This is a genomic window from Melioribacteraceae bacterium 4301-Me (assembly GCA_041538185.1).
GTDB classification, from domain to species: Bacteria; Bacteroidota; Ignavibacteria; order Ignavibacteriales; family Melioribacteraceae; genus Pyranulibacter; species Pyranulibacter aquaticus.
Window position 1 is genome coordinate 1 of the sequence record JBGORM010000008.1, and the last position, 20,314, is coordinate 20,314.

A 20,314-nucleotide genomic window follows, 5' to 3' on the forward strand; every position below is an offset into this window, starting at 1 on the left:
GAATCCCGACGAAGTATGTCGGGATGAAGCAATCTCTAAGGAACTAGACAAACCTCATTCCTGTCATTGCGAACGAACGAAGTGAGTGAAGCAATCTCAAACAAAAAAAGTAAGATGATGAATTTTTTCAGCAGCAGATAAAAACGAATGCTTCAGCGGTTGTAGGGTTGAAATTCCTTTAACTAATTATACTTTGAAAAACAAAAATTAAGGATAAGGTAATAAGGTTAATCTTCTTTTTTGGTAGTGATGTTACTAAGGTTATTTGAAAGTAAAATGTGAATTCACCACCTTGTGGTAAGGTTTTGTTTATGCTATAATTTAGTCAAAAGCTTCATTAGTATGATTACTTTATTGAAATCCTATCAGCTTGCTATCAGCTTGTTTGTAAGTCAACTAAAATCATTTCAATTGTAGGGTTTAAGGGTTCTTCACCCATTACGTTCTCCGTGAATTCTCTGTGGTTCTCCGTGTAACTAATAAGGACAAGTCTGCATTTCAAAAACGGTGTTTTTTCGTTGTCACCTTCAAAAAATATTACTAAAACAATCAAAATTACATTATAAATTCAAAGTGCCCTTTGTCTTACAACGTAACCACTGATAAAAAATAAAATCAAAGCTAAAGTAAATCGTAAAAAAAACGATAATAAGGAGAAAAATAACATTTCATTTTAATAACGGGGTCTCACGATGAAAAGAACAATACCATTTGTTTTTATTCTCTTTTTAATAATTAATTATTATTCAAATACTTCAACATACGCGCAAGCTGGCGATGAATATATTGCAATTGCAGATGTTATGCCAGAGCCTGAAGGCGGTTTAGCAGCAATAAATAAATTAATTGTTTACCCTCAAATTGCTCAAAAGGCAGGCGTTGAAGGCAAAGTTTATGTTTTGGCTTTCATTAACGAGCACGGCGGCGTGGATGATGTGAAGGTTATTAAAGGTATAGGTGCCGGCTGTGATGAGGCTGTAATCGATGCAGTGAAGAAAACTAAATTTAAACCTGGACTTAAAGGCGGTGCCCCTGTAAAGGTTAAATTAACTATGGCGTTTGTATTTAAGTTAACTTCTTAATAAAAAATTAAAAAGCAGGTATTAAAATGATTAAATGGTTCAACAACTTGACTATAATGAAGAAAATCCAAACCGGATTTACCCTTCTCGGTGCAATTTGCACTATTGTTATTCTTGTGGGTATCTACGAAATCTACAAGCTAAGAAATGTTAATGAAGAAGTGTTTCAAAAATTTGTAGAACCCACACTAAAAGTCGACCGCATTTATTCTGAATTCAACGATGTACAATTTACTCTTATGAAATTTACTATTCCCGCATTTGAATCACAGACGAATGAAAATCTAAAGATATACCAAGAGAAGAAAGCAAAAATAACGGGCTATATTGATTCCTTACTATCTCAAAACCAAAACGAAAAAATAACTGAAAACTTAAATAAAGTTAAAAAAACTTGGGATGAGTATACATCTGTTGTTGCAGATGGAATTTTAAGCGCAACTGCTATAAAAGATTATACTATGGCAGCAGAAATTGCAACTTCCTCTGGTGAAGAAGTGGGTAAAAAGTTAAAATCAATTTTTACCCAAATTAACAATGAGCTTAATAACACTGCTAATCGACTGAATAAAACAAGTGCTAGTATTGTTTCAGGCGCTATAGTTATGACAATTGTTGGTGCAATTTTAGGAGCTGGGTTGTACTTGGTTTTTGTTTTCTTTTTAGTTCCAGCTTTAGCACGACCTTTGTTGAAAATGAAAAATGCTGTTCACGAATTTTCTTTGGGCAATTATGATGTAGATATAGAAGTAAAATCAAAGGACGAAATTGGACAATTGGGCGAATCTTTGTTGGTCCTGAAAGAAGCACAAATTGAAAAAATTAACGCAGCCGAAGAAATTGCCGCTGGTAATATGAAAAAAGTTAAACCAGCATCAGATAAAGATAATTTGGCTTTCGCCTTTAATAAAGAAGTAGAAACTCTGGGAAGTCTTTTAAATGAAGCAAATAAATTGATTGATGCAAGTAAACAAGGCAATCTTAACGTACGAGGTGATGTTTCTAAATTCAGCGGTGATTGGAAAAAATTAATTGAAGGTATAAATTCTATACTTGACGCTATTGTTAGTCCATTAGAAGATTCTTCAAAAATTATCCAAATTCTTGCAAGTGGCGATTTTACTCAAAAGATAGAAAAAGATTATTCGGGCTACTACGAGGTAATCAAGCAAAATATAAATGAACTTGTAGAATCATTGAACACTGCAATGTCAGAAGTAGCAAACAGCGCTTCACAAGTTGCTTTAGCTTCTAATGAAATTTCTGCAAGTACAGAACAAATGGCAGCTGGTGCTCAAGAGCAAATGCATCAGACTCAAGAAGTAGCTGCATCAATTGAGGAAATTACAAAAACTATTTTTGAGAATACTAAAAATGCCTCATTTGCAGCAGATACCGCACGTGAATCCGGTAAAAAAGCTAACGAGGGTGGTCAAGTAGTTGAAAATACAATTAAAGGAATAATGAAAATTGCTGCCGTTGTAGAAAAATCAGCTCAAATGCTTGAAGCACTTGGTAAAAGCAGCGACCAAATTGGAGAAATAATTCAAGTTATTGATGATATTGCAAATCAAACCAATCTGCTTGCTTTGAATGCTGCTATTGAAGCGGCAAGGGCCGGCGAGCAAGGAAGAGGATTTGCTGTAGTTGCTGATGAAGTGCGTAAACTCGCTGAAAGAACAACTAAGGCTACTAAAGAAATAGCTCAGATGATTACTAAAATTCAAAAAGACACCGGCGAAGCAGTTTCTTTTATGAAAGAAGGTACTATAGAAGTCGAAAAAGGAAAAGAAGCTGCTAATAAAGCAAGTTCAGTACTTAAAGAAATTATTGAAGGCGCCCAAAAGGTTAGTGACGTGGCAGTTCAAGTCGCTTCTGCTAGTGAAGAACAAGCGGCTTCTGCTGAACAAATAAGTAAAAATATCGAAATGATTAACAATGTTACTCAGCAAAGCGGAGTAGGTACACAGCAGATTGCTAAATCTTCTGAAGAGCTTATTAGACTTACCGAAAATTTGCAAAAATTGCTTAGTAAATTTAAAATCTCGGGCAGCGTTAACAACAGTAACTTTTCAAGAATGCGTGTGAATGAAGTTTCTCACAAAGGTAATGGAAAGGTTTTTATTAAAAGTAAAGCATAAATAAATTTTTATGATTGTCCGCTTATTAGTGATTTGCTGATAGCGGACTTTTTAGTTTAATGCGCTAATTACAAATGTAGGGGCTGGGAGACCCAGCCCCTACAGTTGGTGAAAACTGGTGCTTGGGCGAGAGGACCTCGCCCCTACATGGATGAAAACTGACATTTGGGCAAGGAGACCTTGCCCCTACACCGATGAAAACTGACGCTTGGGCGGGATGACCCCGCCCCTACATTGATGAAAACAGATGATTTAAATGATGTAGGGTTGAGGTTCCCTCAACCAATCATGTTGCAACAGTCGATTAAAAGCGGATGGTTCAGCGGCTGTAGGGTCGGGGTCACCCCGACCCTACATGTAGAAATGTAAACGGATGAATTAACGGTTATAGGGTCGGGGTTTTCCCGACCCAGCATGTGGTTAATCGCACAGCAAACAACGGATGGTTTATTGTGTTAATCACAGACGAGAGGGCAAGGAGACCTTGCCCCTACATTGATGAAAACTGGTGCTTGGGCAAGGAGACCTTGCCCCTACATTGGTGAAAACTGATGTTTGGGCAAGGAGACCTTGCCCCTACATTGGTGAAAACTGATGTTTGGGCGAGAGAACCTCGCCCCTACATTGATGAAAACTGACGCTTGGGCGGGATGACCCCGCCCCTACATTGATAAAAACTAACGATTCAAATGATATAGGGTCGAGGTTCCCTCGACTTTTAACATAAGAATGAAATTTTCCCTGGTAATGCTTCTTTTAATCTTATCCAAAGAAACTGCAAAAAATTGTGATTTTGGGCTTAACTACTCTTCCCTTGCTTCGATAATAAAATATGAAAAGAGACTTTTTTGAGGTTAATTATCCGTATTTGCTTTATACACGCTTTTTTACAGAAATGAAAAATTTAATACAACATCACTTAAAGGGCGCATCAATTAATAAAAAAGGGTAATACTATGAGATGGTTTTTAAACAAAAGCTTACGTTTTAAGATTATTTTTTCTTTCGTCATGGTTTCAATTGTAACACTTATAGTTGGATATGTTGGATGGGTAGGAATATCGGATGCTAATAAAGGTTCTAGTGAAATGTCGAATCAGCTCCATTCTGTGGTGAAATTAGCTTTAGTTCGTTCTTCGCTATTAATAGCAAGCAAGAGTATAGATCAAGCATTAGTTACAGAAAACGATGCTAAAAGAATGGAATATATATCCTCAAGCAGTCAATTTTTTAGAATAGGGGACGACGCTTGGGATGCTTATAAAAAAAGTGATTTAACGGAGGAAGAAAAATTTTTAGCTGAAGAATTTGAAAAAGCATACAAGGATTACAGAGAAGAAATTAAGACGTTAGTAAATTTTGTAAATAGAGGTGAGATAAAAGAGGCTAAAATAATTATGCAAGGTAAAGTTGAAGAGAGTTTTGAAAAGTGGAAAATGCCCCTCGGGAAATTATTTGATTTACAAAAGGATATTAGTGATAAGCGCTTTGAAATTATAGCTATGAGTGGAGATAAAAATAAATTAACAATGCTTATTTTTTCTTTTTTAGGAATGGTTATTTCCATCGCCCTTGGTTATTGGATTTCTTCTATTATTGGTAAACCTATTAATAGGTTGGTAACAAATGTAAAGAAGTTATCAAGAGGTGATGTTAATATAGAGTCAGCACAAGTAAATAAGACCAACGATGAAATTGGCATGCTAGAAAAATCATTTGGTGAAATGGTAGAGAATATGAAACAGCAAGCGGAAGGTGCAGTAAAAGTTTCTCAAGGTGACCTTTCTGTAAATATAATTGCAAAAAGCGAAAAGGATATACTTTCCAATGCAATGAAAAAGGTTATTGAATCACTAAGAAACCTCTCTGCTGAAGTTGATATTCTCACTAAAGCTGCAATAGAAGGACAATTGGATAAACGAGGAAACTCCTCAAAGTTTGAAGGCGCTTACAAAGAAATCATTACGGGATTTAATGAAACTCTTGATGCTATTGTTAAACCTGTCCAAGATAGCCTAAAAGTTATTGAAACAATGTCCACAGGCGATTTTACCCCAAGAGTTACCGAAAACTATAAAGGACAACACCAGTTGTTAAAAGAAAGTGTTAACAAACTTGGAGACTCTGTAGTGAGGATATTGAGGGATGTAATAGATGCAGTTCAAGCTACTGCAACGGCAAGCAATCAAATATCTTCAAGTACAGAAGAATTAGCTGCTGGTGCACAGGAACAAAGTGCTCAATCAAATGAAATTGCGGCTGCAATAAATCAAATGACTGCTACAATAACACAAACAACAAAACATGCGTCGAACGCCGCAGAAAATTCTAAAGTATCGCTCGAATTAGCTACCGAAGGCAATAAATCAGTTCAAGAAACTGTAGAAGGAATGAAAGAAATTGCCAATGTAGTAAACCGCACTGGCACTACAATTAAAGAATTGGGCAAGAGCAGCGATCAAATTGGCGAGATAGTTCAGGTAATTGATGACATAGCAGATCAGACTAATTTGCTTGCCTTAAATGCAGCAATTGAAGCTGCTCGTGCAGGCGAACAGGGAAGAGGTTTTGCTGTTGTAGCAGATGAAGTTAGAAAATTAGCCGAACGTACAACTAAAGCAACTAAAGAAATTGCTGAAATGATAAAGAAAATTCAAAAAGACACTAACGAAGCAGTTATTTCAATGGAAGATGGCGTAAAAGAAGTTGAAAGGGGCAAAGAACTTGCAGTTAGAGCCGGTGATTCACTTCAAAAAATTATAATATCTGTTCAGCAGGTAAACGACATTATTACTCAAGTTGCTGCAGCCAGTGAGGAACAATCTGCAACTGCTGAACAAATCAGTCATAATATAGAATCAATTAACAATGTTACTCAGGAATCTGCTTCCGGCACTCAGCAAATTGCACGTGCTGCTGAAGACCTTAACAGATTAACAGACAATCTGCAAAATCTTATAAATAAATTTAATATCGGTTTTGTTGAAAAGAAAAACACTACATCTAAGTTAACAGTTAGAGCAAATGGCAAATTAGTAGAAGCATAAAGGAGGCGTAAAATGGAAATGAACGATAGTGGAAAAAACAAATCGTCTGAAATCCTGCAGCTTGTCAGCTTTAGGGTTAACAAAGAAGAATATGCAATCGATATACTAAAGGTAAAGGAAATAATTAAAGTAATTAACATAACGCAAGTACCTAATACAGACGATTTTATTGAAGGAGTAATAAATCTTAGGGGAAGCATTATTCCCGTAGTTGCTTTAAGAACTAAACTTGGCATGCCTAAAAAAGAGCCGGATAAAGATACAAGAATAATTGTTGTAGAAATTGATGATAAGGTAATTGGTTTTATAGTTGACGCTGTAAATGAGGTTCTTAGAATATCATCTGATTTAACCGAAAAAACGCCTGAGTTTATCAGTAATGTTAATATGGAATTTATTAGTTCAGTTGCTAAGTTGGAGAACAGACTGCTTATTCTTCTTGATTTAAATAAAATATTTTCAAAAAAGGAAAAGCACGCTTTAGAAAATGCAGCTTGATTTAGTGTGATTAAAATTTGTCAACTGTGTAATATCGTACAGCAGAATTAATTATCCCAATTAAATTAACCCAAATTTGAGGAAAATTTGGGCATTATAATTGACATAAAAACACTTCACGGGAAATTTTAATATGATTGAGATTCTCGATACTAAAAAAATTATAGATGGGCTCAATTCAAGTGATTCAACAATTAGAAAAGAAACACTTGAAAAGATTGAGGTTATAGATATTGATGAAAAAATTTCTGACAAATTATGTGAACTGCTTAATGATTCAGATAAAGGGGTTAGAGACGCAGTTTCGCAGCTTTTTGTTCGTATCAAGAGCAACCTGCTTATTTTAAAACTAACAAAACTAATCTCATCAGAAGATATTGTTATACGCAACTTAGCTGGTGAAATTCTATACCAAGTTGGCAGTGCAGCTGTATTTCCATTGCTTCAAAGGTTAGAATATGCCAATGAAAACGACCAAAAATTTATAATTGATTTGTTAGGATTAATAAGCGACCCAAGCGCTGAAAAGTACATTGTTAAAATTCTTAAGAGCAGTACTAATTCTAATGTTATACTCTCGTGTATAGAGGCGCTTGGCAATATTGGTATGCAGTCGTCAGCAGATTTTGTAATTCAATGGTACGGCAAAGATGAAATTTATAATGCTACCGTTTTAGAAGCACTTGGCAAAATTGGTGGTGAACAGGTTTTGGATTTTATGCTAAATACTTTTGATAAAGCAGATTATTTATCCCGCTATTCAATTATCGAAAGCCTAAAATCGATTGGTAATGAAAAGTCATTTTTCTTTTTGCTTAATAAGTTAGGTGAATTTGATAATGCTTTGTTGTTTGCCGCAATAGATACAATTAATACTTTACGCTTAAGATACAATTTTGATATTCCTTACGATGAGAAAACCAGAAACTTGATTTTAACAGCAATTGATTCAGCTGAGTTAAATTATAAGAAGGCAGCATTAGAACTTGCTATTCAATTTGATGACAAAAAACTGAACGATTACATGTTCAAATTATATGGAACAGATAGCGAGCTCGACCAAATAATTTATCATAAGTTAATTAAACGACCGGTAGAGTACTTATTGGAGTTAACAGAATATATCGAAAACGACGTCCCAAATGTAAATGAAATTATTTTGCTGATAAATTCCTTAGTGCTTCATTCTTTTGAGCAAATATTAGAGCCTGAAAATGAACTTTTGAGAAAGAAAATTGCTAATACTGTCAGCAAATATTTGCTGCATCCTGATGAAGAGCTAAGGAGAATTTGTATAGAACTAATTTTTAGAGTTGACTACAAGAATGCTTTTGTACTTGCAGAATCAATGCTCGAAGATGAAATTGTGTGGAACAGACTAAGAGTAATTGAACTGTTGTACGAGAACAAATTTAATATGCCTTCGGACTTACTGGCAAAATTATTAAATGATGAAGATGAAATGATAAGAAAAACAACAAAACAATTATTTTCTTAAAAGGAACCAAATTAATGTTTCAGCAAAATGCAATTCAATCTGATTCTTTACGGACTATTCTACCGCAAAAAATTAATTTGTCCGATAGAACATTTGATCAATGGAGAAAATTTATTTTTAACAGTACAGGAATATATTTCCAGGATAATAAGAAATATCTTTTAGAGAGCAGATTACTTCGCAGGATAAATTATCTTGGTTTAAATTCATTTGAAGAATATTATGATTACCTAAATAATTCACTTAATTATTCAAAAGAAATAACGCATTTATACGAAGCGATAACAATTAACGAAACTTTTTTCTTCCGTAACCAGCCGCAGTTTGATTCACTTGTGTCTAGTATTATTCCTGAATTAGTTGAGTATAAAAGTTCACTTGGCGATAAAAAAATTAGGATTTGGAGTGCAGCATCATCGACTGGAGAAGAGGCTTACACTATTGCAATGGTAATATTAGAACTGGTAAAACCAAAATTTCCACACTTCACTTTTGAGATTATTGGCACAGATATTAACAAAGCCGTTATCGAAGCAGCGAAAAAGGGCGTTTACAGAGAATATTCTCTTCATCAAACTTCTCCTTACTACATTAAAAAATACTTTAACAAAGAAGAAAATTTTTTTGAATTGAAGCAGGAAGTTAAATCAATGGTTTCTTTCAAAGTTTTGAATTTATATGATACACTTGCGGTAAAACAAATGAACAACTTCGATGTGATTTTCTGTGCAAACGTATTGATTTATTTTAATAATGAATCTAAGGCTCGTGTAGTTTCAAGTCTGTACGATTCACTAAATAAAAATGGCTACCTGTTTATAGGTTACTCTGAAACACTGCATGGAATTTCAAAAGCGTTTAAGTTGGTTAACTTTCCTAAAACAATAGGATATAAGAAGGAGTAGCAAGATGAAGAGGGTAATTTTAGTCGTAGAGGATTCTCCGACTATCAGAAAGTTTGTTTCTTTTTCAATGCTTTCTCACGGCTACAATGTTATTGCTGCCTCTGATGGTATGGAAGCATTAGAAAAACTTCCTTATGAAAAAATAGATTTGATTATTACTGATTTAAACATGCCAAATATAGACGGCTTAGAACTCGTAAGAACAGTAAGAAGAACCCCGGAATTTAAGGATATACCAATCATAATTTTAAGTTCGTTAAGCAGTCAAAATGAAGTACAAGAGGGTTTACGAGCGGGCGCTAATTCTTATTTAATTAAACCATTCGACCCCAAAAGGGTAGTATATGAAGTCTCAAAATACTTAAACTGAGAGGTGCTTATGTCATTAAAATTTTTAATAGTGGATGATTCTTTAACTATGCGCAGAATAGTAGCCAACTCGTTAAAAAATCTCGGCTATGAAAATTTCGTTGAAGCAGTTGACGGTAACGATGCTCTTAATAAACTTGGTGCCGATGACTCAATTAATTTTGTGATTACTGATTGGAATATGCCAGGTCTTTCTGGATTGGATTTACTTAAAGCAATCCGTTCTAATGACAAACTGAAAAATTTGCCTGTCCTAATGGTTACCACTCGTGGCGTAAAGGAAGATATTGTGGAAGCAATGAATGCAAAAGTGAATAATTACATTGTCAAACCCTTTACACCGCAAGTCTTGAAAGAAAAAATAACACAGATTTTAGAAAACTCACAATAGGAGATTTTTTATGTCTTCTAAGCAAAAAAATATTGTTCAGGTATTTAATAAACTTGAGGACTTAAAAAAGGTCTTTAATTACGGACAAAAAATTATTCCAATAATACAAAATCTTATTGATTTCATGGGGGAGACTGTACCGCTGCTTGAAAACATTAACGATTCTATTTTGGAAAGCACATCCAAAATTCCTAAAGCTTCACATAAAATTAACGATGTTACACATGCAACTGAATTAGCAACCACTGAAATTTTAGATATGGTAGATAATATTACCACTGAAATAGACAATCTGGAAAAAACTTATAATAAAAAAATAGATGACATAAAATCAGCACTTACTGAAGAAGAGCTGAAAAAAACTAAAGAAAGCATCAAGCGAATAAAAGATTACTCTAATAATATCACGCTTTCTTTACAAGTACAAGATATAACAGCACAGCAATTAGCGGCAGTTAATCACCTTATTGAATCTGTCCAAAAAAATCTTGCAAAGTTAATTAATGATATTGAAGAAGCAGATTTAAACAAGATTGATATGGTAAAATTGGACTTAAACGATAATATCGCTTTTGACCCCGATGCAAGTTATATCAAAAAAAATGACCATCAAAAAATTGTAGATTCAATTATTGATCAAAATAATATTAGCTCACAAGAAGAAATTGATAAACTATTCTATAAATGAATATGAAAGCTACAAACGAACTTGCGGTGTTTAACGACGCCAGCATGAAAGAAATTGTTGAGAGTTTTATTGTAGAAACAAAAGAGATAATTGAAAATTTAGATTTGGATCTTGTAGAACTTGAAAACAATCCGAATGACTCTGAATTGCTCAACAAGGTCTTCCGTGCTTTTCATACAATTAAAGGCACATCTGGATTTCTCGGCTTAGAAAAACTTCCACTATTAACGCACAAGTGTGAAGATATACTTAATAAGCTGAGAAAAGGGGAGGAAGTTTTAACTTCAGAAATGATGGATGGACTGTTGTCAGCCTTCGATAAAATTAAATTGCTGCTCAATTCGATAGAGACAAACAAAAATGAAAATGTTAACATTCAGAAAAGCTTAAAAGAACTGGATAATATTTTAAATGGGAAATCGAAAAGCACAAAAGACAAAAAAGGGAAAAACAGCAACCCAAAAAGTTTGCAAGCTAAATCTAAAAAAACAGATGAGATCATAAATTTAAAAGAAGAGAAATTTGTTGAAAATAATGATTACGATGAAGAAAAAGATATACCAGACGAAACGAATAACGATTCAGCAGCAGAATTAAACTCATCTAAAACAAATGTTAACTCTAAAAAAGAAGATACAAGTATACGTGTAGAAGTTGAAAGACTTGACCAATTATTAAATATAGTTTCTGAACTTGTCTTAGGCAGAAACAGATTAGCGCAAATTACAGGTCAATTTGCAACAGAGTTTGAGGGGACTGATATTGCCCGCGATTTATCAGAGACTACAAAACATATAGATTTAATGACTAATGAACTTCAGCTTGTTGTGATGAAAACGAGGATGATTAAAATTGGCAAAATATTTAATCGATTTCCGCGGCTTGTAAGAGATTTATCTAAGGAAATGAATAAGAATATAAAATTGGAAATTAAAGGTGAAGAGACAGAACTTGATAAAACTTTGATTGAAGAAATATACGACCCACTTGTTCATCTTGTCCGTAATTCAGTAGATCATGGCATAGAGCAAGCAGAAGAAAGGAAACGAATTGGAAAGGATCCAACTGGTAAAATTGTTCTTTCGGCTCATCAAGAAGGTAACGATATAATAATTTCAATAGAAGATGACGGAAGAGGAATTGACCCAGAATTAATAAAACAAAAAGCAATAAGTAAGAATTTAATTTCAGAAGCTAAAGCAAAAGAACTTTCTGTACAAGATATATACAACCTAATCTTTTTGCCGGGCTTTTCAACAGCTGAACAGGTAACTAACGTTTCGGGAAGAGGCGTGGGAATGGATGTAGTTCGCACCAATGTACAAAAGCTACGAGGAATAATTAATATTGAATCAGTGGTGGGGGAAGGGACAAAAATTATTATTCGTCTGCCGCTTACGCTTGCTATTATAACCGGCATGATAGTTAGAATTGATACAGAGTATTATGTAATTCCTCTAAGCACTGTAATAGAAGTAATAAGAGAACACAGCGAAAATATTTATTCGGTAAATGGGAATGAGGTTGTTAAGGTAAGAGATGTTGTTCTGCCGCTTGTTGATTTAACTCATTTGCTGAATAAAACTAATGGTAAAAAACAATCTTCAGTTTGGCAATATATAGTAGTGTGTGGAATAGCTGAGAAAAGATTTGGAATTAAAGTAGATGAGTTAATGGGTCAAAAAGAAGTTGTAATAAAATCACTTGGCAGTTATTTGGGCAATGTTAAAGGAATTGCCGGCTCTACTATAATGGGTGATGGCAGAGTAGTGATGATTTTAGACATTGGCGAATTAATAAATATGAAGCAAGAAAATGAATAATAAAATTAAAGTATTGATCGTAGATGATTCTGCATTTATGCGTAAGTCGTTGACTCTTATGCTTGAGAGTGATGATTCCATAGAAATTATAGATACTGCAAGGGATGGGTTAGATGCTTTAGAGAAAGTTCAAAAGTATAGACCTGATGTTGTTACGCTTGATATTGAAATGCCTAAAATGGATGGGCTTACAGTTCTTAAAAAGATAATGAGTGATTTTCCTACTCCAGTACTTATGGTTAGTTCACTTACCGAAGAAGGGGCGGAAAGCACGATAAAAGCTCTTGAACTTGGCGCGGTCGATTTCATTCCCAAAGGGAAATCCTTTGTAAATATCGATTTTGTAAAACTTAAAGAAGAGATAATTTACAAAGTAAAATCAATTGCTCATAAAAAAAAGATACAAGAAACTTACAACAGAATAAACAAGTTAAGTATAGCTAAGCCATCTCAAAAATTAACTTATGATGAAGCTAAGATTGGGAATAATTTTAAAGCAGTTTGTATTGGGATTTCAACAGGCGGACCGTTTACACTTCAAAAATTACTGCCGCAAATTTCACCGAAATTGTTAAGTCCAATTTTCATAGTACAACATATGCCGCCTAAATTTACAGCTTCGCTGGCAAATCGTCTTAATTCGCTTTGTCAACTTGAAGTTAAAGAAGGGGAAAACTTGGAAATTGTAAAAAAGGGAACAATTTATATTGCACCAGGTGGAAAACAAATGATGGTTGCTAAAAATAGCAAGGACGAAATTGTAATTAACATTTCTGATTACCCTAATGATACATTGCATAAGCCTTCAGTCGACGTTCTTTTTGAATCTGCAGCTGATATTTATAAGAGTTATTTACTCAGTGTTGTTATGACTGGCATGGGAAGAGATGGTACTAAAGGCGTTGAAAAGATTAAAAAATACGGTGGAAAGTGTATTGCGCAGGACGAAGAGAGTTGTGTTGTTTACGGTATGCCGAAATCGGTTGTAGAGGCTGGTTTAGCCGATGCAGTAGCACCACTGGAAAAAATTCCTAACTTAATTAATATGGGAGCTTGAAATGGAAAATAATTTTAATGAACCAGTTTATCTCGAAATTATTTCAAATTCATCTTCTCCTAAGAAAAACGTAATCAAAAAAAATGAAGCTACTATTGCAGGCAATACAAAAATTACTGTTGACGAAGAACCGCACGAAAATGTAAAAATTATTTTGAAAAAAGATAGTGATGATGTACTGAAAGAAATTAAATTTATATGCTCATGCGGACAAACAAAGACCATAACTCTCGATTATTCTGAATAATAAATGACAAGTGGTTAATTTTAGCCAATATTAAATTTCTTCTCCGTTAAATTCTACTTAAAAAATCATTTTTTACTGGCACTAAGATTGTCTTTTGATAACAAAAAAGGGATTCGCAGTGTCGGTATCTAACATAAAGCTGCTCGAAAAATTTCTTAATTACTGTTCAGTTAAAAATCAAGTTATAAGTAAAAACATAGCCAATGCAGCTACAGAAAATTATCACAGAGAGGATGTAAAGTTCAATGCTTTTTTCAACGATGAGCTAAATTCTTTGCTGAAGGTAACCGAGCCACAGCATATTAAGTCAATAGAAGGTGTAAATCATTCGGAATTTGAGATAACAGAAGATAAGCCTGATGCTTATCTGTTAAATGGAAATAATGTAGATATAGAAAAAGAAATGGCAGAACTTGCGAAGAACACACTTAACTACCGATTCGCTGCAAAAAAAATAAATAATTATTTCAAAACTTTGCAGAGTGTAATTAAAGGCGGAGGTCAGCAATGAAAATAGGTGATGTATTTAAAGCTTTTGAAATTAGTGCCAAAGGTCTAGCAATTCAACGAAAGAAAATGAATCTAATCGCAGAAAATATAGCTAATTCGGATACTACACGAACAAAAGAAGGGACGCCTTACAAAAGACAATTCTTAAGGGTAATTCAAGATGAACAAGCCTCCATTAATAATCTTAATGATGCAATGCCCACAATAACATTGAAAGGCACAAATGAGAATCATATTGTAAATTCTCAAGATCAACCGCAGGATTTAAACGGAGAAAATACTTTAGGCATAGACTCTCAAGTTGAACAAGATACAACACAAGGAGAATTAGTTTATATGCCTGGGCACCCGGATGCAGACCAAAACGGATATGTTCAAATGCCTAATGTTAACATTATTAATGAGATGGTCGACATGATTGAAGCAACCCGAAATTATGAAGCAAATCTAACTGCTCTTAATTCTTCAAAGCAAATTGTAAAAGATACATTGGAGATATAAAATGAAAATATCTTTTAACAACATCGGCAATTATTCTCCATTAATTAAAGCGAACAAAACATTTAACCCAAATCAAGTTCAATTAAAAACTGTTGAGCCTCAGGATTTAACTAAAAGTGAAAAGAAGCACTTTGCAACTATCTTCCCAGAAAATAAAAACGAGGTAATGAACTATTCTTTTTATGGAAGAACAGGTAAAAAATCGGAAGTTTCTTTAGGTACATTGATTGATAAAAGAGGTTGAAAAATGAAAATAGGTGAGTTATCTAATTCGTTGCCTTTATTAGGGCAGACAGAAAAAAACAGAACGAACAATAAAGAGGATTTTCAGAATCTTATTACAAATCTTATTAGCAGCGTAAAAGATTCCCAATTAGAAGCAGAAAAAGCTACAGAAAAATATATAAACGGTGAAGATATTCCCCTGCACGAAGTAATGATAGCAGGTGAAAAAGCTAAAACAAATTTAGAGCTGCTAATGGAAATTAGAAATAAAGCTATTGACATGTACAAAGAACTAATTAGAATGCCTATTTAGCCATGAACAAAAACCCTTTTAGTGAATTACTGCAATTATTTAACAAATTAGCCCCGCAGCAAAAAATTTTAATTGGTGGTGCTGCAATTGTCGTTATTGTCCTATTTGGTGTTTTTATAAGTATCATAAATGAACCCAACTACGCCACTCTTTATTCCAACATTTCTGAAGAAGATGCTTCGAAGGTTGTTGATTACCTAAATTCTCAGAAAATAGCATTTAAACTTGAAAGCGGAGGCAGAACAATAAAAGTACCTCAAGAAGTTGTTTATGAGGTGAGATTGGCGCTGGCAAGCAAGGGAATTCCATCTTCAGGTGTAATTGGCTATGAAATTTTTGATAAGAATACTATGGGTATGTCAGAATTTATGCAGAAGCTGAATTTTAAACGGGCACTTGAAGGGGAATTATCCAGAACTATTATGCAGCAAGAAGGAGTTTTAGGTGCACGTGTTATGATTGTTATGCCCGAAAAATCAATATTTAAAGATGAAGAGAAATCTCCTTCTGCTTCTGTAGTTTTAAAGTTAAAACCGGGTTATAGTTTATCGCCGACAAACATCACTGCTATTGTTAATCTTGTTGCAAGCAGTGTAGAAGGGTTAACACAAAGCAAAGTAACAATAATAGATACACAAGGACATTTGCTTTCCAAAAATAATGATGATAATTCACTAATTGCAGCAACCTCCACGCAATATGAGCTAAAACAATCTGTAGAAAAGTATTTAAGTCAAAAAGCCCAAAAAATTTTAGATAATGTTCTTGGGTACGGCAATTCAGCAGTGCAGGTAAGCGTAGACTTAAATTTTGACCAAGTGGAAAAAACAATGGAACAGTACGACCCCGATTCACAAGTTGCAATTAGCGAACAAACTATAAAGTCTGAAAATAATGGTAAAAAGTTAAATGACTCGACTGCTAATGTAAGTCAAAATACAATTACTAATTACGAAATTAACAAGTCAATACAAAAAGTAATAGAAGGAACTGGAAACATTAAAAGAATAAGCATTGCAGCGGTTGTAAATGATATACCTCAAGAAATAGAAAAGAACGGCAAAAAGGAAATAACTTATCAGCAAAGAACACAAGAGCAGCTTAATAAATTTGGTTTAATAATAAAAAATGCTTTGGGATTTGATGAGTCGAGAGGCGATAGTTTTTCAATTGTAAGTTTTCCCTTCGAACAAAATAACATGAACGCGTTTAATCTGCCGCAAATTGAAAAAAATAACACGTTTATTCCAGAAGATGTTGATAAATGGATTAATTTAGTTTTGATTATTGTAGCTATCGGCGCTTCATTATTCATAATTAAAAAATTAATGCAAAGATTAAAAACCGAAAGAATATTACTTACTCCAATTAAAGGTGAACAAATGAGTGATATAATTGCATTGCAGCCTGCACCAGAAAATGAACCGAATTTGAATCAACAAGCAGTAAAAAAGAAAAAGCTGCCAATTCATATTGGGGATATTGAAGATGAAATCTCAGATGAAGCTTTAAGGAAAAAAACTCAACAGGAAAAAATTGCTAATTACGTTTCTAAAAATCCAATGGACGCAGCAAAACTAATAAATTCTTGGTTGCACGAAGATGAGTGAAACAGATAAATTACAAGTAAGAGATAACAGAACACCTACAATCAAAGGTGTTCAAAAAGCAGCTTTACTAATGGTTGCTCTTGATGTAGAGACCGCAGCCGAAGTGTTTAAGTTTTTAGATACTGCTGATGTTGAGATGATATCAGCAGAAATCTCTCAAGTGAAAAATACTCCTTCAAATGTTGTTGACCAGGTATTAACTGAGTTTTACAATATGGTTACGGCAAGGGAATACATGCTTGAAGGAGGAATTGAATATGCACAAGCCATACTCGAAAAATCTTTTGGTATCAACAAAGCCATTGAAATTATTGAAAAGGTGAAAAACCTTACAACTCTTAAAGGTTTTGATGTACTTAAGAAAGCGGATTCTACACAATTAATAAATTTTCTAAATAAAGAGCACCCTCAAACAATAGCCCTTATTTTGTCTCATTTAAGTCCCGACCAGACAGCAAGCGCATTAAAAGAAATGCCAGAGGATTTAAGGGTAGAAGTAGCTTACAGAATTGCTACGCTTGGAAAAGTTTCACCGCAAACACTTAAACGAATTGAAAAAGTTGTTGATGAAATGGCGGGACTTACAATGAGCCAGTCAATTAGTAAACTTGGAGGGCCGCAAGCCCTTGCCTCAATTCTAAATAGGTCTAGTATTTCTATGAGTAAAGAAGTACTTGAAAAAATTGAAGAAATAGATTCAACCGTAGCAGTAGAAGTACAAAGGTTGATGCTGCTATTTGAAGATTTAATTCACATGCATGATAAGGATCTTCAAAAAGTGCTGCAAAATATCGAGAGAAAGGACCTTGTTTTAGCCTTGAAAACGGCAGATGAGAGATTAAAAAATAAAATTTTCTCAAATATGTCTGAACGGGCATCGGATTTAATTAAAGAAGAACTTCAATACATGGGTATGGTTAAACTAAAAGAAGTTGAAGCTGCTCAAGCAAGAATTATGGAAGTAGTAAAGACTATGGAAGAAAACGGTGAAATTTCTCTTAATATACGCGGTAGCATGGAAGATATTTATGTCTAGTGTAATCAAAATACAGAACAAGAAAAAAATTAATATAAAAAAATTAGACTCTGTAGAGACAGATATAATTGAATCAAAAGAAAAGAAAGAAAAAGACTTAATTGAAGCAGCTTTTTCGGAAGGTTTTGAAAAAGGCTATTTGAAGTGCAAAGAGGAACTGGAAAAAAATTATTCAGAAAAAATTCAAAAGAGAATGATAGAATTGGATAACTTATTGGCTAGCATTAATAATATAGTAAAAACATACGAAGACTCGTTTGAGAAAACTGTTTTGGAGGTTTCATTCTTAATTTCTGAAAAAATTATTAAGGAGAAGATAGATAAAAATACGCCTATAAATGAGGTGCTAACTCAAGCTATGAAAAAAGTAATAGGTGCAAATAATGTTATTATTAAAATTAACCCCAGCGATTATGATAAACTTCATGATGAAAGCAAAGCAATTTTAAGCAGTACTGCATATTCAAAAATAAAATTTGAAACTGATGATAAAATTGAACCCGGCGGATGTTTAATAGAAACAGATATCGGAAACGTGGATGGAAGAGTGAGTGCTCAATTAAAAGAAATTAGAAGAATGCTGGAAACTATAAACATTGTACCAGAAGTTTAATTTTTGCTATGAGTTTAGTAAAAAAATATAAAAGAGCATTACACAACTTTGACCCAATTAAAGTTAACGGCAAAGTTACAGATGTTACAGGGCTGGTTATAGTTTCTTCCGGACCAAATGTATCCTTGGGTGAAATTTGCAAAGTCATAAACAGCAGCGGTGAGGAAGTGTGTAAAGCAGAAGTCGTAGGATTTAAAGAAGGCAAAGTGCTTTCAATTGCTTTAGGCGAGGTACAAAAAATTTCTCCAGCTTGTGAAATTATTTCATCAGAGAAAACATTTACTATACCTGTAGGTGAGCAGCTGCTTGGAAGAATTATTGACGGTCTCGGCAATCCAATTGATGGCAAAGGTGAAATTGAATATAAATCATTGCGAACATTACATAGGGAACCACCTAATCCTCTTGAAAGAAAAAGAATTAAAGAGCCTCTGCAGACCGGTATTAGAACAATAGATGGCCTGTTAACAGTAGGAAAAGGACAAAGAATTGGGATTTTTGCTGGGAGCGGTGTGGGCAAAAGCGTAACTCTTGGAATGATTGCAAGAAATACAAACGCAGATGTTAATGTAATTACTCTAATTGGAGAACGAGGCAGAGAAGTACGGGAATTCATTGAAAAAGACCTTGGCCAAGAAGGACTAAAAAAATCTGTTGTAGTTGTTGCAACCAGCGATAAATCAGCTTTGCTTAGAATTAAAGGTGCTTATATTGGAACTACCATTGCTGAATATTTCCGTGACTTGGGTAAAGATGTTGTTTTAATGATGGATTCGGTTACAAGATTTGCAATGGCTCAAAGGGAAATTGGTTTGACCGTTGGTGAGCCTCCAACTACAAAAGGCTATACGCCTTCTGTTTTTGCAATTCTGCCTAAACTGTTGGAAAGAGCCGGCAATACTAACAAAGGCTCAATTACCGGCTTTTATACTGTACTTGTTGACGGCGACGATATGACTGAACCTATTGCAGATGCAGTTCGTTCTATTTTAGATGGACATATAGTTCTTTCCAGAAAATTAGCAAACAAAGGTCAATATCCTGCGATTGATGTTCTTCAAAGTGTAAGTAGGGTGATGCCAGATATTGTTGATGCAAACCATAGGAAAAGAGCAATGAGTTTTAATGAAATACTTGCTTCTTATAACGAGGCTGAAGATTTGATAAATATCGGCGCTTACGTCAAAGGTAGTAATCCTCAAATAGATCATGCAATTTCAAAAATTGGTGAACTTAGAAGTTTCCTTAAGCAGGACATGATGGAAAAATCAACTTTCGAACAATCTAAAAATTTATTGGAAAAAATTATTGAACTTCCATTGAGTTAGTTATGACCGCATTTGTATACAAATATGAAACAGTAAAAAAAGTAAAAGAACAAAAGAAAAATTTAGCACAGTCAGCTTTAAGTGATGTAGAAAAAGAAATTTTGCAGTTAATGGACGAAGTTAAGAAACTAAATAAAAATTTAACAGATGCAGTGTTTGAAAGTGCTAAAGCGAAAACTATTGGAGAAATACTTTTTAAGAAAAATCATGAACTGCTTATTCTAAAGAAAATAGACTCGTTGAACAAAAAAATAGAACAGCTGAAAAATAAAAGGGAAATATTGCGTCAAGATTTAATACAAAAAACTAAAGAGCATAAAATATTTGATACCCTTGAAAATAACTTTAAAGAGCAATTCAAGTATGAACAAAATAAGAAAGAGAATAAACAGCTTGATGAAATATCGGTACAGAAATTTACGCGAGGCTGAT

At 33.9% G+C, this 20,314-nt stretch carries 21 protein-coding genes; all 21 read left to right on the forward strand.

Annotation, left to right across the window (positions count from 1 at the left end; all coding sequences use genetic code 11):
* Positions 1 to 692 precede the first annotated feature (692 nt).
* Positions 693 to 1,082: an energy transducer TonB gene (locus ABRY23_12245; protein ID MFA3783822.1), complete on the forward strand. Its 390-nt coding sequence runs from the start codon at positions 693 to 695 to the stop codon at positions 1,080 to 1,082.
* 26 nt (positions 1,083 to 1,108) lie between these two features.
* Positions 1,109 to 3,223 carry a methyl-accepting chemotaxis protein gene (locus ABRY23_12250; protein MFA3783823.1) on the forward strand — a complete coding sequence of 705 codons (2,115 nt, stop codon included), beginning with the start codon at positions 1,109 to 1,111 and terminating at the stop codon, positions 3,221 to 3,223.
* 956 nt (positions 3,224 to 4,179) lie between these two features.
* A complete protein-coding gene (locus ABRY23_12255; protein MFA3783824.1) occupies positions 4,180 to 6,270 on the forward strand; it encodes a methyl-accepting chemotaxis protein in 2,091 nt (696 codons plus the stop codon).
* A 12-nt stretch (positions 6,271 to 6,282) separates the two neighbouring features.
* Entirely contained in the window at positions 6,283 to 6,768 is a 486-nt protein-coding gene (locus ABRY23_12260) for a chemotaxis protein CheW (protein MFA3783825.1), read from the forward strand.
* Between the two features lie 133 nt (positions 6,769 to 6,901).
* Positions 6,902 to 8,266, forward strand: coding sequence for a HEAT repeat domain-containing protein (locus tag ABRY23_12265; GenBank protein ID MFA3783826.1), 1,365 nt, complete (start codon positions 6,902 to 6,904; stop codon positions 8,264 to 8,266).
* A gap of 14 nt (positions 8,267 to 8,280) precedes the next feature.
* Entirely contained in the window at positions 8,281 to 9,171 is an 891-nt protein-coding gene (locus ABRY23_12270) for a protein-glutamate O-methyltransferase CheR (GenBank protein ID MFA3783827.1), read from the forward strand.
* A 4-nt stretch (positions 9,172 to 9,175) separates the two neighbouring features.
* Entirely contained in the window at positions 9,176 to 9,541 is a 366-nt protein-coding gene (locus tag ABRY23_12275; protein ID MFA3783828.1) for a response regulator, read from the forward strand.
* 9 nt (positions 9,542 to 9,550) lie between these two features.
* Positions 9,551 to 9,931 carry a response regulator gene (locus ABRY23_12280; GenBank protein ID MFA3783829.1) on the forward strand — a complete coding sequence of 127 codons (381 nt, stop codon included), beginning with the start codon at positions 9,551 to 9,553 and terminating at the stop codon, positions 9,929 to 9,931.
* A 10-nt stretch (positions 9,932 to 9,941) separates the two neighbouring features.
* Positions 9,942 to 10,619 (forward strand): hypothetical protein, encoded by a 678-nt coding sequence (locus ABRY23_12285; GenBank protein MFA3783830.1) that lies wholly within the window; start codon positions 9,942 to 9,944, stop codon positions 10,617 to 10,619.
* Between the two features lie 2 nt (positions 10,620 to 10,621).
* The gene (locus tag ABRY23_12290; protein ID MFA3783831.1) at positions 10,622 to 12,442 is read left to right on the forward strand and encodes a chemotaxis protein CheA; all 1,821 of its coding nucleotides are present in this window, start codon (positions 10,622 to 10,624) and stop codon (positions 12,440 to 12,442) included.
* Positions 12,435 to 13,499 carry a chemotaxis response regulator protein-glutamate methylesterase gene (locus ABRY23_12295; GenBank protein MFA3783832.1) on the forward strand — a complete coding sequence of 355 codons (1,065 nt, stop codon included), beginning with the start codon at positions 12,435 to 12,437 and terminating at the stop codon, positions 13,497 to 13,499. Before ABRY23_12290 ends, ABRY23_12295 begins: the two co-directional genes overlap by 8 nt.
* Position 13,500: 1 nt before the next feature.
* Positions 13,501 to 13,746: a hypothetical protein gene (locus ABRY23_12300; protein ID MFA3783833.1), complete on the forward strand. Its 246-nt coding sequence runs from the start codon at positions 13,501 to 13,503 to the stop codon at positions 13,744 to 13,746.
* A 94-nt stretch (positions 13,747 to 13,840) separates the two neighbouring features.
* Positions 13,841 to 14,257 (forward strand): flagellar basal body rod protein FlgB, encoded by a 417-nt coding sequence (flgB, locus tag ABRY23_12305; GenBank protein ID MFA3783834.1) that lies wholly within the window; start codon positions 13,841 to 13,843, stop codon positions 14,255 to 14,257.
* Positions 14,254 to 14,757 carry a flagellar basal body rod protein FlgC gene (gene flgC, locus ABRY23_12310; GenBank protein MFA3783835.1) on the forward strand — a complete coding sequence of 168 codons (504 nt, stop codon included), beginning with the start codon at positions 14,254 to 14,256 and terminating at the stop codon, positions 14,755 to 14,757. Before flgB ends, flgC begins: the two co-directional genes overlap by 4 nt.
* Before the next feature lies 1 nt (position 14,758).
* Positions 14,759 to 15,001 (forward strand): hypothetical protein, encoded by a 243-nt coding sequence (locus tag ABRY23_12315; protein MFA3783836.1) that lies wholly within the window; start codon positions 14,759 to 14,761, stop codon positions 14,999 to 15,001.
* 3 nt (positions 15,002 to 15,004) lie between these two features.
* A complete protein-coding gene (gene fliE, locus ABRY23_12320; GenBank protein ID MFA3783837.1) occupies positions 15,005 to 15,295 on the forward strand; it encodes a flagellar hook-basal body complex protein FliE in 291 nt (96 codons plus the stop codon).
* A gap of 2 nt (positions 15,296 to 15,297) precedes the next feature.
* Positions 15,298 to 16,905 carry a flagellar basal-body MS-ring/collar protein FliF gene (fliF, locus tag ABRY23_12325; GenBank protein MFA3783838.1) on the forward strand — a complete coding sequence of 536 codons (1,608 nt, stop codon included), beginning with the start codon at positions 15,298 to 15,300 and terminating at the stop codon, positions 16,903 to 16,905.
* Complete coding sequence (fliG, locus tag ABRY23_12330; protein MFA3783839.1) at positions 16,898 to 17,941, forward strand: flagellar motor switch protein FliG; 1,044 nt, start codon at positions 16,898 to 16,900, stop codon at positions 17,939 to 17,941. The genes fliF and fliG overlap by 8 nt, the downstream gene beginning before the upstream one ends.
* Positions 17,934 to 18,554, forward strand: a complete 621-nt coding sequence (locus ABRY23_12335) for a FliH/SctL family protein (GenBank protein ID MFA3783840.1) — start codon at positions 17,934 to 17,936, stop codon at positions 18,552 to 18,554. The genes fliG and ABRY23_12335 overlap by 8 nt, the downstream gene beginning before the upstream one ends.
* 8 nt (positions 18,555 to 18,562) lie before the next feature.
* Positions 18,563 to 19,882, forward strand: coding sequence for a flagellar protein export ATPase FliI (fliI, locus tag ABRY23_12340; GenBank protein MFA3783841.1), 1,320 nt, complete (start codon positions 18,563 to 18,565; stop codon positions 19,880 to 19,882).
* Between the two features lie 2 nt (positions 19,883 to 19,884).
* Complete coding sequence (locus ABRY23_12345) at positions 19,885 to 20,313, forward strand: flagellar export protein FliJ (protein MFA3783842.1); 429 nt, start codon at positions 19,885 to 19,887, stop codon at positions 20,311 to 20,313.
* The last annotated feature ends 1 nt before the right edge of the window (position 20,314 follow it).